Source organism: Streptomyces sp. NBC_01481, assembly GCF_026339995.1.
Taxonomy (GTDB): Bacteria; Actinomycetota; Actinomycetes; order Streptomycetales; family Streptomycetaceae; genus Streptomyces.
This window is the reverse complement of sequence record NZ_JAPEPT010000001.1, coordinates 2,029,750-2,044,755: the sequence shown is the minus strand read 5'-3', so window position 1 is coordinate 2,044,755 and position 15,006 is coordinate 2,029,750. Positions and strand designations below refer to the sequence as shown.

The window sequence follows — 15,006 nt, the reverse complement described above, 5'->3', positions numbered from 1 at the left end:
GGGCGTAGACAAGGGAACTTCGGAAGGGAGGCACTGGGTGATCGAGCTCGAGGGGGTACCCGAGCTGATCGACCCGGTCATGGTGGCCGCGTTCGAGGGCTGGAACGACGCCGGCGACGCTGCCTCCACCGCGGTCGCACACCTGGACCGGGAGTGGAAGGGCGAGGTGTTCGCGGCGCTCGACGCCGAGGACTACTACGACTTCCAGGTCAACCGTCCCACCGTGTGGCTGGACGGCGGGGTACGGAAGATCACCTGGCCCACCACCCGGCTCTCCGTGGTCCGCATCGGCGGCGACAAGCCGCGCGACCTGGTGCTCGTACGCGGCATCGAGCCGTCCATGCGCTGGCGCTCGTTCTGCAACGAGATTCTGGGCTTCGCCCATGAGCTGGGCGTCGAGATGGTGGTGATTCTGGGCGCTCTGCTCGGCGACACCCCGCACACCCGGCCGGTGCCGGTCAGCGGGATCACCTCGGACCCGGACCTGGCCAGGACCATGGATCTGGAGGAGACCAGATACGAGGGTCCGACCGGGATCGTCGGCATTCTCCAGGAGGCCTGCACCCACGCGGGTGTTCCGGCGGTGAGCCTGTGGGCCGCGGTGCCGCACTATGTGTCGCAGCCGCCCAATCCCAAGGCGACGCTGGCGCTGCTCAACCGCCTGGAAGACCTGATCGGTCTGCGGATCCCGCTGGGCGAACTGGCCGAGGACGCCCGGGCGTGGCAGCTCGGCGTGGACCAACTGGCCGCCGAGGACAGCGAAGTGGCGGAGTACGTCCAGACGCTGGAGGAGGCTCGGGACACCGCGGAGCTTCCGGAGGCCACGGGCGAGGCGATCGCCCGCGAATTCGAACGGTATCTGCGGCGGCGCGACGGCGGTCCGGGGCATGCGACCGACGGCGGCGAGGGCGGTTCGTATCTGCGCGACACCTCCAGCGGGCGCACCCGTCCGCCGATGCCGCCCCGTGCGGAGCCCGGGGCCGACGCGGAAGGCGATACCGGCGACGAGGACGACTCGTCGGAGGACTGAGTACGGCACTGGGGCACGGACATGAGAAGCGGGGCGGCACCTCATCGGTGCCGCCCCGCTCTCGTGAGCTCCGTACGGCTCAGACCTGATCCACCGCTACGGCGTCGTATGTCGTGTCGGGTGTGGGCTCCACATCGAAGCGGGCGTTGGGCAGATAGACCCTGTCGCCCCAGGCGGCAGCCGTGGTGGGGATCTTGAAGCGTGGATCGGTGATGCGCGCGATCGCCCTGCCTCGGGTGCCGGACTCGTTGAGCCGCAGCACGTCGATGGCGTTCTGCTGCTGCTGTACGACATAGAGCGTGCGGCCGAGCAGTAACAGGCCGTCCCCGTTGGGGAGTTTGGTGTCGCCGATGTCGACGCTGCGGGCGACTCCTGTGCGCGGGTCGACGCGCATCAGACCGCCGCCGCCGGCAAAGGCGTTGACCAACAGCAGCGCGCTGCCGTCCGGTGTGCGCTCGATGCCGTTTGCCGTGAAGCTCGGGCCCTGCTGCCAGTCGCCGGTCAGCGGGACGGTGGTCACCGTGTCACCGGGATCGCCGTGCCGGTCCAGTGGAAGCCGGTAGATCTGCGGTGCGAACGAATCCGTGAACCAAGCGGCGCCCGGCATGAGGATCACGTCGTTGACGAAGGTGGAAGCCGAGCCGACGGTAAAGGTCTTCAGCAGCTTCCCCGAGCGGACATCGGCGACCCGGATCTCCCGGCTCGGGCCGCCGCTGAGGAACAGCAGGCGCTCGCGCCGGTCGATTTTCAGTCCGATCACGGGGTGAGCGGCGCCGCCGCCCTGGCTGATGACTCGTCCACGGCCCGTGGCCAGGCTCGCTCGGTAGATGTCGCCGTTCGCTATCGATCCGAAATAGGCACAGGGACTCTTTCCGATGGTGATGCCCTCGGGCTGAAAGCCATTCGGCAAGGGGAATTGGGCGGGCCATCGCGCCCCGGTGGATTCGGCCGCGCGCGCCACCCCTTCCAGAGGGGCGAGCAGAGCCGCGCCGCCGAGGGCTGCGACCGCCCCGAGAACTCTTCGACGTGCTAAGGGACCGTTCATTGAGCGTCCTTCCGACACACGTTCCACAGACGCTCTCACCTCAGCACACACCACGCGACCCTGCAGTGTTTGGCCGAATTGCGGCGTGACATCGCCTTCAAGCCGAAATGCACGGGCTGCCCAACCAGCTTGAATTCAAACGTATTTCGCTCAGCGGGTGGACGTACCGCGGTGTCGGTAGCAGGGTGGCCACCGGCAGCACGGAGCACAGCCACGGAGCACGCACCCGGCACAGACACGGAGCACGCACCCGAAGGGAGCGGTCACCGCGATGACCGATCAGGCACTCCCAGGTCAGGGCCCCGGAACGACGGGCCCTGGACCCGACGGAGCTGGATTCACCTATCAAGGAGCCGAGCCGGAGCTGATCGTCGTCGCACGGGCCGAGGCCCGGCTGCGCGCCGGCACGGATCGCGTTCGGTCGGCCTCCGGGGCGGACATCTCCGCCCTCAACATGTTCCTCAGCGACGAACAGCTCGCCCTGGAGCCGCTGTTCGGCAATGAGGAGCGGACCCGGTCCGCCCTGCCCTCGCCGCCTTCCGGGCCGGCCGGACGGGGCGCGATGCCGGACCTCTCGCTCTTCTATCGCGTACGGGGCGGAGGCGACCGGGCCCTGGAGCTGACCGCCCGGCTGGCGGCCCTCCCCGAGATCGAGACGGCGTACGTCAAGCCCGGCGCCGTGCCCGCACGGACGGCACCACAAGGCCCGCCGGCGCCGGCCGCCCTGACGGAAGAGGCCAAGCGGCTCAAGGAGGGCGCGCCCGCGACCCCCGACTTCACGGGCCGCCAGGGCTACTTGCGGCCCGCGCCCGAAGGAGTGGACGCGTACTGGTCCTGGCAGCGTCCCGGCGGCTCCGGACAGGGTGTCACCGTCGTCGATGTCGAGGGCGCCTGGCAGCTGGGCCACGAGGACCTGGCGGACAGGCTCGCGGGCATCGTCGTCGGCAATCCGGTCCAGGATGTCGCCTGGCGCAACCACGGCACAGCCGTCCTCGGCGTCATCGGCGGCGACCGCGACGAGAAGGGCATCACCGGGATCGCGCCGGAGGCGGTGACCGCGGCCGCCTCGTTCCAGGGCACCGGCTCGGCCGCGGCCATCCACGCGGCGGCCGAAAGGCTCTCCCCCGGCGACATCCTGCTCGTCGAACTCCACCGGCCGGGACCGCGGTTCGACTTCGAGGAGCGCGACGACCAGTGCGGCTACATCGCGCTGGAGTGGTGGCCGGACGACTGCGCGGCGATCCGCTGGGCGAGCGAGAAGGGCATCCTGGTCGTCGAGGCGGCGGGCAACGGCGCCGAGAGCCTGGACGACGCGCTGTACGAGCGCAGGCCCGACGAGTTCCCCGAGTGGTGGCGCAACCCCTTCAACCCGTCGAACCAGTCGTCCGGGGCGATCCTCGTCGGAGCGGGCGCTCCCCCGCCCGGGACGCACGGCCGCGACCACGGTCCCGACCGCTCGCGGCTGGCGTTCTCCAACTACGGGGCGCGCATCGACGCCCAGGGCTGGGGCCGCGAGGTCACCACGACCGGCGGTTTCTGGGACCGGGCGGGTGATCTCCAGGGCGGCGCCGAGGAGATCGCCTGGTACACCGACACCTTCTCGGGCACCTCGTCCGCCTCGCCGGTCGTGGTCGGCGCGCTTGCCTGCCTGCAGGGCATCCTCAGGGCGGCGCAGCTCGCCGCGATGAGCCCCGAGCAGGCGCGCGAGGTCCTGCGCAGGACCGGTTCGCCACAGCAGGACGCCCCGGGGCGGCCCGCCTCGCAGCGGATCGGCAACCGCCCCGACATCAAGTCCGCCGTCACCCACCTGATCCCGGCCTCGGTCGGCTCGGGCCGGGCGGAGCGGTACTGGGACGAGCTGATGCCGTATCCCCGTGAACTTCCGCCGCGCATGAGGCTGTTCGTGGCCGGCGCGTGGCGCAACCTCAACCACCCCGCCCCCGACATCCGCCAGGCGGTCCATGCCGCCTTCGCGGGGGGACGGCCGGACGTTCGCGTCTGGTACTCGGACGACGAGGTCGTGGGCCTGGTCGTCGCTGGATGAACCGCCGGATGAAACCGCCGGAGCAATCGCCGGAGGAAATCGAAAGGGAAGGTGAACATCGCATGAGCACCACCCCGCAGATGAACCCCAGCACCATGAGCCAGCAGTACGGACAGCAGCAGTACGCGCAGCAGGGCGCGAGCACGGCACCGCCCCAGATGGGCCTCCAGAGCCAGCAGAGCCACATCCCGCTCGCACAGGAGATGCAGCAGCTCAGCCAGCAGCAGCCCTACCAGCACCTGCTCCAGCAGCTGGCCGGGCAGCAACACCAGCAGCAGCAGCCGCTGGTGCTGCCGGGCGCGGTCGACAGCCAGGCCATCACCAGCGGTATCGCGACGAAGTTCTGGGACGTCGTGACCCCGCTGCCCGGCCAGCCGTCCATCCTCTACCTGTTCATCAACAACGGCTGGCGCCGTCTGGTCAACCCCAACGCGGTGACGCATGACCAGGTCCAGGAGGCCTTCGCCTTCGGGCAGCAGGTCATCGGGATCTACGAGTCGACGAACGACGTCATCCAGGCCGTCATCGTGAACAAGCAGTAGCGCCAACTCCCGCACAGAGGGCGCCGGGTGGGCAAGGGACCACCCGGCGCCCGATCATGCTCCGGCCACGTACCTATGCGCAGCTGAAGCGGGCCGCCGCCCAGTCGCCGTGGTCGCCCGTCTTGGAGCCGTTCGTGTCGGTGACCTTCAGCCGGACATGCCGTGCCCCGACGAGCGGCACATCGACCGGTACCGTCGCCGACGCGCCCGTCACCTTGGGCGAGGCCCACAGCACCTTGCCGTCCGCCTCGACCGAGAAGGCCACCTCCCCATAGCCGTTGATCTCGTCGTCGATGCCGACATCGGCGGTCAGCGCGGTGCAGCGCCCCCCGAGATAGACCTCGATGTCGGAGTCGGCGTGGGCGCCGATTCCCTTCTCGTACGTCGTGCCCGCCAAGATCAGCACGTGCCCGTCGGCCGCGCCCGACTCGCCGTTGCTGCGGTCGCGTTCGGCAGGACCGTAGCCGTTGGCGGCGGTGAGCCAGAGAAGATCGCTCGCCCATGCGTCCGCGACCGGCGGCCGCGGCATCACCCCGACCGCGAACCGCTGAAGTGACGTGCGGTCGACGCCCGCCGCCCGATGCCGTGCGAGCGCAGTCAGCGTCGCCTCACCGGGCATGGCGTCCTTGGCCGGAGTGACGGCCACCTCGACGCGCCTGGTGGTCCCTGCCGGGATACGGTCCACGGCCTGGGCCGGGCTCACCTGCCAGCCCGCCGGGGCGTTCAGCGAGACCTGGACCGCGGTGGCGTCCCGGGTGCCCGCCGTGACGTCGACGGCGACCGTGCCCGCGACGCCCGCGCCGAGCTCCTGACCGGCCGGGACGGCGACGGCAGCGGCGGCTGTGGCCACCGCGCCGCCGACGGCGCTGGTGTCCTTCAGCTCAAGACCGAAGCTCCGGTCGGTGCGCAGGGACGGCGTCTTGACGTTCACCACTCCGCCGCGGTCGTCCTGGTCGTACCACCAGCCCTGTGCGGCCTTGTCGTACGCCGCCTTCGAGCTGAGTCTCGGCAGCGAGCGGCCGTCGAGTGCGACCCTGCTCGGCGCGTCGCCGGTGTGGACGCTGAAGCGGTACGGGCGTGTGGCCTGCTTGCCCGTGAACTGCCCCTGGCTCGCGCCGATCCGGACGGTCACATCGCCGGCTCCGCTGCTCGGCGCGGCCACGTCGGCGCGCTGGGTGGCGTACTTCCCCGCGCGGTGCTCGCGCGTGACGCCGTCGTCCTCGTACATCGTGAAGGACGAGCGCCCCTGCGGGTAGATGTCCCAGGCGAGCGGGGAATCGGCGGTGCGGTCCGCGTGCGAGCGAATGCCCGGCCACATCGGGACGGCCGCCCCGGCCTTCACGAAGAGCGGCAGTGTGTCGAGCGGCGCGCTGTAGCCGTCGACGGTGACGGGCCCTTCGTAGGTCCGTCCGCTCCAGTAGTCGATCCAGGTGCCCTTGGGCAGATAGATCCCGTCCCGCTTGACGGCGTCCTGGTAGACGGGCGCGACCAGGAAGTCCTCACCGCTCAGGAACTCGTACTTGGCCGCGTCCGTGGCCGCCTTGGGGTCGTCCGGGTACTCCAGCGCGAGCGGCCTGGCCAGTCCCACGCCCGTGCTCGTCGCCTCGTGCGCGTAGGAGTAGATGTACGGGAGCAGGGACTCGTGCAGCTTGAGATAGCCGCGGTTGACGGTGGTGTACGGCTCGCCGTACCGGAAGGGCTGCTTGTCGTGGGCCGCCCAGCCGTCCATGGTCATCGTGACCGGCAGGAACATCTTCCACTGCAGATCGCGGGTGTACGTCTTGGGGCTGCCGCCGAAGATCCCGTCCACGTCGCCTGTGGTGTACGCGAGACCGGACATGCTCGCGCCCGCGTAGGTCGGGATCTGCCAGCGGATGTACTCCCAGCTGCCCGACTGGTCGCCGGACCACTGCACTCCGCAGCGCTGCGCTCCCGACCAGCTCTCCGGCGCCCAGGTGAAGCCGCGGGCGTCGCTGTTGTCCTCGATCCCCTTGTGCGCGTCCTTGCAGCCGTCGAGCGCGAACTTGTAGCCGTCGCCGACCCAGGCGACATCGAGTTTGGCGACGCGCTGGCCCGCCTTGACCTGCTCGGCGAGCTTGCCGATGCCGTCCTCGGTCCACAGGCCCATCTGCATCTTGCGGTCCCTGAGGCCCTGGCCGGTCTCCGCCAGGTTCTCGTAGCCGCACCCGTAACCGTCGTTGACGAGCATCCAGCCGTTGGGCATGTCGTTCTGGACATAGCCGTCGGCGACCTTGAGGGCGTCGAGGGTGTGGCGCTCGCCGCGGTTGGCGTTGTGCAAGTAGCAGTCGGCGTCGCCGATTTCGAGGCCGTAGACGGGCGGCATGAAGGGCTTGCCCGTCAGCCTCGTGTACTGGCCGATGACGTCCTTGGCGCTCGGGCCTGCGAAGTAGTAGGCGTCGAAGCGCTGTTCCTTGGCGGTGGCCGTCACCGGGTCTTCGAAGGCGTACGTATTGGGCGCGTACGTGTTGCGGTAGACGCCGTAACCGGCCGAAGAGACGTAGAACGGCACGGAGTTGGGATGCCCGCCGTCGTTCCAGTTGTAGTCGACGCCGACCTCGACGGTCTTGCCGCGGTGGGAGGTGTTGCCGCGGCCGTTCTGCATTCCGGCGCCGTAGTACTGCTCCTCGGCGCCCCGGGCCAGGGTCTGGGTGGTCCTGTCCTGGTTCCAGGTCAGGCCCTTGGTCTCGGCCCAGAGCCGGGTGCCGTCGGCCCGGTGCAGGGCGAAGCGGAGCGGCGACTTGTACGCGCGCAATGTGACCTTGGAGGTGCTGAGTTCGTACCGGTCGCCTCTGTCGCGCCAGGTCGTCGCGGGCGGGGCACCCTGGGGCAGGACGATGTCCGTGCCCGTGGGGTCGGTGAAGGCGCCGTCCGGGGCGAGTTCGATACGGAAGGTCTCGGCGGAGACGAAACTGACGCGGGCGGTGGCGCGGCCGGCGGTCAGCCGGAAGACGGCTCCCTCGTGAGCGAACCCGGTGACGTCACCGACCGTCGTGTCGGCCGGTTCGGCCTGTGCGCCCGTGACCTGCGGCACAAGGGCGGCGAACAGACCGAGGAGCGCGGCAACGACCGCTGATCTGAAGCGTTTTGGGGATCTCATGGCGCTGTGTGTAACGCGTTGCCGCGTACATGACCATGGACTTGTGTCCGGCCGCTCCTGGACTTATCGAAGCCCGGGAGCGGCCGGAGCGGGTCTACAGGGCTACGCCCAGCAGGGCGTCGACGGCGCGCGAGACGAGGCCGGGCGCGCCCTCGTCCGTACCGCCTTCGGACTGCTGGAGCGCGGCCCAGCGGTCGACGGCGGCGAGCGCGGCGGGGGCGTCGAGGTCGTTCGCGAGGGCGTCGCGGATCTCCTCGACGAGCGCGTCGGCGGACGGCCCGTCGGGCCGGGACACGGCCGCACGCCAGCGGCCGAGCCGCTCCACGGCGTCCCGGAGCACGTCGTCGGTCCACTCCCAGTCGGCCCGGTAGTGGTGCGAGAGGAGCGCGAGGCGTATCGCGGCGGGGTCCACGCCGTCGCGGCGCAGCTTGGAGACGAAGACCAGGTTGCCCTTGGACTTCGACATCTTCTCGCCGTTCAGGGCGACCATGCCCGCGTGGACGTACGACTTGGCGAAGGGGTACTCGCCGGTGAGCGCCTGGGCGTGCGACGCGCCCATCTCGTGGTGTGGGAAGGCGAGATCGGATCCGCCGCCCTGCACATCGAAGCCCATGCCGAGGTGGTCAAGGGCGATGGCCACGCACTCGATGTGCCAGCCGGGCCGCCCGCGGCCGAGGCTGCCGCCGTCCCAACTCGGCTCGCCCTCGCGGGCGGCCATCCAGAGCATCGGGTCGAGCGGGTTCTTCTTGCCGGGGCGCTCGGGGTCGCCGCCGCGCTCGGCGGACAGCGCCTTCATGACGTCGGCGTCGTAGTGGGAAACCTCACCGAAGTGCGGGTCGGACTCGACCGAGAAGTACACGTCGCCTTCGAGCTCGTACGCGGCGCCGGCGTCCCGAAGACGCTCGACGAGCGGCACGATGCCGGGTATCGCCTCGACGGCGCCGATGTAGTGCTGGGGCGGAAGCATCCGCAGGGCGGTCATGTCCTCGCGGAAGAGCGCGGTCTCGCGCTCGGCGAGCTCGGTCCAGTCGTGCCCGTCACGGATGGCGCGCTCAAGGAGCGGGTCGTCGACGTCCGTCACGTTCTGGACGTACTGAACCTGCCGCTTGTTGTCGAGCCACACGCGCTGAACGAGGTCGAACGCGTTGTAGGTAGCCGCGTGACCGATGTGGGTCGCGTCGTACGGAGTGATGCCGCAGACGTAGATACGGGCGACGGGACCGGGGTCGAGGGTCACAGGACCACCGGTCGCGGTGTCGTGGATCCGGAGGTCGCGGCCCTTGCCAGGCAGGGCGGGGACCTCAGAAGCGGGCCAGGCATGCATGACACGAGCCTAACCGGACGGCGCTTCCACATACGACCCGGAGTCGGGTCGGGGTTGCGCGGTGCGGTGTCGGTGACCGTCCGGCCGTGCGGGTTGCGGGGTTGCCCGGTGCGGTGTCGGTGACCGTCCGGCGGTACGGGCCAGCGGTGTCGGTGACCGTCTGGCGCCCGTGCCGGGGTTGCCCGGTGCCGTGGGCTCGCCGTTTGGGGTCCGCTCCGGGGTGCAGCCGGGACTGCATGATTTACGGCGCGTCTCTGGCGTGCCGCGGGGTGCGGGCGTCCCTGCGCCACAAATCACGCTCTACGTCCCGACTCCACCCGCTCCACGGCCCCCTTGCCGGGTGGCTGCAGTTGGCCACCCCGCGCCGCGCAGCGGGCGCTTCGGGCAGGTGGGGGCGCCGGCCCCACGTTCCCCCTCCCCCGGTCGGGGGGCCTGGGGGCCTGCCCCCAGTTTCGGGATGGGGGTACCTCCCACGGCCGCCAGGCCGTAGGGGGAGGGCGGGGTGGGGGAACAACCCCCGCCTCACACCGGCGGCCACGGAATCGCCGGCCACTCCCCCGACGGCACCGGATGCCTCCCCGCCCCCCTCAGCTCCTCCACCCGTCCCCTCAGCGCCTCCACCTCCGCCGCCGTCAGCAGTTGCGCCAGACGGGTGGCCAGCGGCCCGTCCGCCGACAGGGAGTCCGACAGGAACGCCAGTGCCGACAGAGCGTCCGCCGGGAGCTGATCCCCCGCCCACCCCCACAGCAGCGTCCGCAGCTTGTCGTCCACGTTGAACGTGACCCCGTGGTCGATCGCGTACAGATGACCGTCCGCCGTCGGCAGCAGATGCCCGCCCTTGCGGTCGCCGTTGTTGATCACCGCGTCCAGCACGGCCAGCCGCCGCAGCCGTACGTCGTCCGCGTGGACCAGCAGCGCCGTACGCCCCTCGCCCACCTCCGCGAAGCCGACCGCCTTCCAGCCCTCGCCCGGCTCCTCGTCCTCGACCAGGGCGAGGAGGGACTGTTCGGGGTCGGCCTCGATCCAGAGCTGGACCATGCCCTCGCCGTACGGCCCGTCCCGCAGGACCGTCGGCGGGACCAGGCCCCACCCCGTCGCCTCGGAGACCTCGTACGCCGCGACCTCGCGCTGCGCGAGCGTCCCGTCGGGGAAGTCCCACAGCGGCCGCTCCCCGGCCACCGGTTTGTACACGCAGTGGGCCTCTTCGCCCTCGTACGAGACGGAGCAGTACAGCACCGCGTTGGACGCCTCACGGACCTGTCCGCGCACCTTGAGCTCCCCCTTGGTGAGGAGATCGAGTGCCGTCAGACTCCGCGGCGGTATCCGTTCTGGCGCGGGCATACGTGTCCTTCCGGATCGAGCGGCAGGCTGCACAGCGGGCACGGCGGCCGGCCGGCGTTGACCACGTCCAGCGCGCGTTTGGCGAAGGCCCTGGCCTGCGCACCGCTCAGCCGGACGCGCAGCATCGGCGGGCCGTTCTCCTCGTCCTGAAGCAGCCGCTCCTCGGCCTCGGCGAGGTCCTCTTCTGAGTCAGCGTCCAGCTCGACGAGCGCCTGCGCCTCGACGATCATGCGCTGTTCCTCGCCGTCCCAGGCCAGCGCCATCGTGCCGACCCGGAACTCCTCCTCGACCGGAGCGTCCAGCGGCGCCGTGTCCGAGACGTCGGCGGGCGCCACGGCCGGTACCGGCGCATTGCCCCCGGTGCGGCGTACCACCTCGTCCAGCAGCTCGTCGATCCGCTCGGCGAGCGCGGCCACCTGGGTCTTCTCCAGGGCCACGCTGGTGACGCGCCCTGCGGCCGAAGCCTGCAGGAAGAACGTACGGCGTCCAGGCAGCCCGACCGTACCGGCCACGAACCGGTCCGGCGGGTCGTAGAGGAACACCTGACGGGACACGTTCTGTCTCCCTCGGGACGAGTGCGGAAGGTTGCGGAAGGTTATCGAGCGGGCATACGGGTTTTCGGCCCGTCCACCCTACTGCGCGGAGCGATCACGGGGCGCCCGCGCCGCCCCCGACGACTCCGGCCCCGCCACCGCCGTTCCCGCGCGGCACCAGCGAGCCGAAGTCCCCGGTGTCACCGAGGCGCAGGAGAAACGGGCGGGTGCGTGTGTACCGGATCGCGGAGACGGAACACGGCTCCACATGAATCCGCTGGAACAGGTCGAGATGCATGCCCAGCGCGTCCGCCACCAGGGACTTGATGAGGTCGCCGTGCGAGCACATCACATACACCGCGTCCTCGCCGTGCGCGGCCTCCACGCGCGCGTTCCAGTCGCGTACGGCGTCGACGGCCCGCGCCTGCATCGCCCGCATCGATTCTCCGCCGGGAAACTCCGCCGCCGACGGGTGCTGCTGCACGACCTCCATCAGCGGCTCGTCGGAGAGCTCGGCGAGCTTGCGGCCGGACCAGTCGCCGTAGTGGCACTCGCCGATCCGCTCGTCGGTCTGCAGCTCCAGTCCGGGCCGGGCGTCGAGGAGGGGCCGCAGCGTCTGCACACAGCGCTCCAGCGGGCTGCTGACGGCCGCGGCGAGCGGCACATCGGCGAGGCGTCCGGGCAGCTCGGCGGCCTGCGCGGCGCCGCGCTGGTCGAGGAAGACACCGGGGGTCCAGCCGGCGAGCACCCCCGCGGTGTTGGCGGTGGAGCGTCCGTGGCGTACGAGGATCAGCGTGGCCATGCCCGTCAGCCTAGGCCGACCTGCGCCAAGGGGTGCGCCTGGGCCGTGTGCGGGGAAGAATGCCTTCGTGATCGTGGACTGCGCCATCTATCGCGCGGGGCGCCGAACGCCGGGCCCGGCCGACTTCTCCGATGCCCTGGCCGAGGCGCGGGCCACAGGCGACGCCTTCCTCTGGATCGGTCTGTACGAGCCGACGGAGAAGGAGTTCGACCATGTCTCGGCGGAGTTCGGGCTGCATCCGCTGGCGGTGGAGGACGCACTGGACGCCCACCAGCGGCCCAAGCTCGAGGTGTACGACGATTCGCTGTTCGTGGTCCTCAAGCCGGTGGTGTACGCGCCGGAGAGCGGCGCCGTCACCACGGACGAGCTGATGGTCTTCATCGGTGACTCGTTCGTGGTGACCGTGCGGCACGGCGAGAGCTCGCCGTTGCATGCCGTACGACTGCGTCTGGAGGCCGAGCCGGAGGTTCTCAAGCACGGCCCGACGGCAGTGCTGTACGCGATCAGCGACGCGATCGTCGACCACTACATCGATGTCGTCGGCGAGCTCCAGGTGGACCTGGAGGAATTGGAGACCGAGGTCTTCGCGCCGGTCGGTGGCGGCGCGCGCAACAGCGCGGTGCGGATCTACACCTTCAAGCGGCAGGTGCTGGAGTTCCGCCGGGCCGCCGGGCCGCTGGCGGCTCCGATGGCTCGTCTCGCGAGCGCGGGCGTGCCGTTCGTCCATCAGCACTCCCAGCCGTTCTTCCGGGACGTCAACGACCATCTGACGCGGGCGAACGAGCAGGTGGAGGGGCTGGACCGGCTTCTGTCGGACGTCCTGTCCGCCCATCTCGCGCAGATGGGCGTGCGGCAGAACGACGACATGCGCAAGATCTCGGCGTGGGCGGCCATGGTCGCGGTCCCAACGATGGTCGCGGGAATCTACGGCATGAACTTCGACCACATGCCCGAGCTGCGGTGGGTGTGGGCGTATCCGGTGGTCGTGGTGCTGATGGCCGGTGCGGTGTACGGCCTCTTCCGGCTGTTCAAGCGGCGGGGCTGGCTGTAGGTCCTGTCTGCCCGTCAGAAGGCGGGGGCGGCCGTCGGCGGACCGTCGAGCGCGCCCCGGCGGTCCGGCATCCGCAGGCTGACCATCCGGTGCCAGCCGCCGAAGCGTTCGTAGCCGTACATCGCGTGGATGGCCACGCTCAGCGCGGCGGACTTGGCCCTGGGCCAGTGCAGCACGCGTCCCATGTGGTCCATCACGGCGAGGCTGACATCGCGGTAGACCTGGATCTCGGCGAGGGCGCTCTCGCGCAGGACCCGCTGGATGGTGCGGCCGTGACCCGCGGCGGCCAGACGCAGCAACTCCTCGTGGCAGTACGCCAGATGGTTGTCCTCGTCGTTGCAGATCATGGTGATGGCCTTGCCCAGCTCGGGGTGGTCGCCGAAGTACTTCACCAGCATGTCCATCTGGTCCGCGGCCCGCTGTTCGGTGACCCGGCTGTGCGAGAGGTAGACGACAATGTCCTCCTCGGTCAGCGGCTCCTCGCGGCGCAGCTTCTCGTGGGTCAGTCCGATGCCACGCTGCTCGAGCAGCATCGTGTAGTCGGTCTCGGGCGGGACGGGTACCGGCTGAAGATCCCGCTTCTTGAGCAGGGCGTTGAAGAGTCTGCCGTGCTTGTCCTCGTCGGCGCCGTGCCGGGCGATCTTGGGTGCGAGGGCACGCATGCTTTCGGGTACGAGGGCGGCGATACGGCCGTTCTCCCAGCCGCCCTGCGTCTCGCCGCTGGCGGCTATCGAGCAGAAGAGCTGGAATGCGTCGTCGCTGTCGACTATTTCCTGGAAAAGACTTCGGGCCGAAAGCATCACTGCACCTCCAAGAAGATGTCCGCAAATAAAGAGTCAAATGCGGTACGGGAGGCGAGGCAACAGGTAAGTCGTACAACTCCGCCGAACGGACGACACCGGTACGCGACACGAAGGGGGCTTCGGGGAGTAACCCTGAAGGCATGTCGGGCGTTGTGCTGCATGACGGCCGTGGCGGGGAAGACCCCCCGAGCCCCCACCACGGCCGCGGGCTTCTCGACGGCGACACTCGCATTGCCCGGCTTGCTCGGCCCCATGGGGCCGACCGGGTTACGCCAGGCCCGCGCGCTCCAGCGCTTCCGTACCCGCCCGCAGGGCGGTCAGGCGCTCGTCGAGCGTGAAGCCGGCCGGCGCGAGCGTCAGCGTCGTGACCCCGGCCGCCGCGTACGCCTGCATCCGCTCGGCGATCCGCTCCACCGGGCCCAGCAGCGTCGTCTGGTCGATCAGCTGGTGCGGGACCGCCGTGGCCGCGCCCGCCTTGTCGCCGGACAGGTACTTGTCCTGGATCTCGGCCGCTTCCTTCTCGTAACCCATGCGCTGCGCAAGCTGGTTGTAGAAGTTCTGCTTGCGGCTGCCCATGCCGCCGACGTACAGCGCGGTGTAGGGACGGAACATGTCGGCCAGACCGCCCACGTCGTCGCCGACCGCGAGCGGCAGCGTCGGGCAGACGTCGAAGCCCTCCATCGTCAGCCCGGCCTTCTCGCGGCCCGCCCGAAGGTACTTGATCGCGGTGTCCTCAAGGTGCTCGGCGGACGGGAAGATCAGTAGCGCGCCGTCCGCGATCTCGCCGGTCTGCTCCAGGTTCTTGGGACCGATGGCGGCGATGTAGAGCGGGATGTGCTCACGCTGCGGGTGCACGGTGAGCTTGATCGGCTTGCCCGGTCCGTCCGGCAGCGGAAGCGTCCAGTGCTCGCCCTCGTACGACAGGCGCTCGCGGGACATCGCCCTGCGGACGATCTCGACGTACTCACGGGTGCGGGAGAGCGGCTTGTCGAACTTGATGCCGTACCAGCCCTCGGAGACCTGCGGACCCGAGACGCCGAGGCCCAGGCGGAAGCGGCCGCCGGAGAGGGAGTCGAGGGTGGCCGCGGTCATCGCGGTCATGGCGGGCTGGCGGGCCGGGATCTGCATGATGGCCGAGCCGACGTCGATGCGCTCGGTCTGCGCGGCGACCCAGGTGAGCACGGTGGGGGCGTCGGAGCCGTATGCCTCGGCGGCCCAGCAGACGTCGTAGCCGAGCTGGTCGGCCTCCTTGGCGACGGCGAGATTGTCGCTGTCCATCCCCGCGCCCCAGTAGCCGAGGTTGATGCCGAGCCGCATAACCGCTCCCTCTTACTGATCAGTAACGTCCCTGTTCCGGGGACTCTAGCGCGGGT

General features: G+C 70.2%; 12 protein-coding genes. 4 read left to right on the top strand and 8 right to left on the bottom strand.

The annotated features are described in order from the left end of the window. Positions 1-37: 37 nt before the first annotated feature. The gene (locus OOK40_RS09450; protein WP_266478250.1) at positions 38-1,030 is read left to right on the top strand and encodes a PAC2 family protein; all 993 of its coding nucleotides are present in this window, start codon (positions 38-40) and stop codon (positions 1,028-1,030) included. Between the two features lie 79 nt (positions 1,031-1,109). Here OOK40_RS09450 and OOK40_RS09445 read toward each other — a convergent pair whose 3' ends face one another. Continuing rightward, positions 1,110-2,075 (bottom strand): superoxide dismutase, encoded by a 966-nt coding sequence (locus OOK40_RS09445; RefSeq protein WP_266478248.1) that lies wholly within the window; start codon positions 2,073-2,075, stop codon positions 1,110-1,112. A 271-nt stretch (positions 2,076-2,346) separates the two neighbouring features. Here OOK40_RS09445 and OOK40_RS09440 point away from each other — a divergent pair, with 271 nt between their 5' ends. Together OOK40_RS09440 and OOK40_RS09435 are read left to right on the top strand one after the other, a co-directional pair. Beyond that, a complete protein-coding gene (locus OOK40_RS09440) occupies positions 2,347-4,119 on the top strand; it encodes a S8 family peptidase (protein WP_266478246.1) in 1,773 nt (590 codons plus the stop codon). A gap of 62 nt (positions 4,120-4,181) precedes the next feature. Further along, a complete protein-coding gene (locus OOK40_RS09435) occupies positions 4,182-4,661 on the top strand; it encodes a hypothetical protein (protein WP_266478244.1) in 480 nt (159 codons plus the stop codon). Between the two features lie 73 nt (positions 4,662-4,734). On the opposite strand, the gene OOK40_RS09430 is transcribed toward OOK40_RS09435, so the two are convergent. The 5 genes from OOK40_RS09430 to OOK40_RS09410 all read right to left on the bottom strand — a co-directional run bounded on the left by OOK40_RS09430 (position 4,735) and on the right by OOK40_RS09410 (position 11,779). Further along, a complete protein-coding gene (locus tag OOK40_RS09430; RefSeq protein ID WP_266478239.1) occupies positions 4,735-7,779 on the bottom strand; it encodes an NPCBM/NEW2 domain-containing protein in 3,045 nt (1,014 codons plus the stop codon). 94 nt (positions 7,780-7,873) lie between these two features. Continuing rightward, positions 7,874-9,103, bottom strand: coding sequence for a cysteine--1-D-myo-inosityl 2-amino-2-deoxy-alpha-D-glucopyranoside ligase (gene mshC, locus OOK40_RS09425; RefSeq protein WP_266478237.1), 1,230 nt, complete (start codon positions 9,101-9,103; stop codon positions 7,874-7,876). Between the two features lie 522 nt (positions 9,104-9,625). Continuing rightward, positions 9,626-10,444: an SCO1664 family protein gene (locus OOK40_RS09420; protein ID WP_266478235.1), complete on the bottom strand. Its 819-nt coding sequence runs from the start codon at positions 10,442-10,444 to the stop codon at positions 9,626-9,628. Continuing rightward, on the bottom strand, positions 10,408-10,998 hold the full coding sequence (locus OOK40_RS09415) for a DUF3090 domain-containing protein (RefSeq protein WP_266478233.1): 591 nt from the start codon (positions 10,996-10,998) through the stop codon (positions 10,408-10,410). The genes OOK40_RS09420 and OOK40_RS09415 overlap by 37 nt, the downstream gene beginning before the upstream one ends. Positions 10,999-11,092: 94 nt before the next feature. Continuing rightward, positions 11,093-11,779 (bottom strand): histidine phosphatase family protein, encoded by a 687-nt coding sequence (locus OOK40_RS09410; protein WP_266478232.1) that lies wholly within the window; start codon positions 11,777-11,779, stop codon positions 11,093-11,095. 67 nt (positions 11,780-11,846) lie between these two features. Here OOK40_RS09410 and corA point away from each other — a divergent pair, with 67 nt between their 5' ends. Beyond that, complete coding sequence (gene corA, locus OOK40_RS09405) at positions 11,847-12,830, top strand: magnesium/cobalt transporter CorA (protein WP_266478230.1); 984 nt, start codon at positions 11,847-11,849, stop codon at positions 12,828-12,830. 14 nt (positions 12,831-12,844) lie between these two features. Here the strand turns inward: corA and OOK40_RS09400 are convergent, their stop codons facing one another. Further along, the gene (locus tag OOK40_RS09400; protein WP_266478227.1) at positions 12,845-13,630 is read right to left on the bottom strand and encodes a ferritin-like domain-containing protein; all 786 of its coding nucleotides are present in this window, start codon (positions 13,628-13,630) and stop codon (positions 12,845-12,847) included. A gap of 270 nt (positions 13,631-13,900) precedes the next feature. Next, positions 13,901-14,950 carry an LLM class F420-dependent oxidoreductase gene (locus OOK40_RS09395; RefSeq protein WP_266478225.1) on the bottom strand — a complete coding sequence of 350 codons (1,050 nt, stop codon included), beginning with the start codon at positions 14,948-14,950 and terminating at the stop codon, positions 13,901-13,903. Between the last annotated feature and the right edge of the window lie 56 nt (positions 14,951-15,006).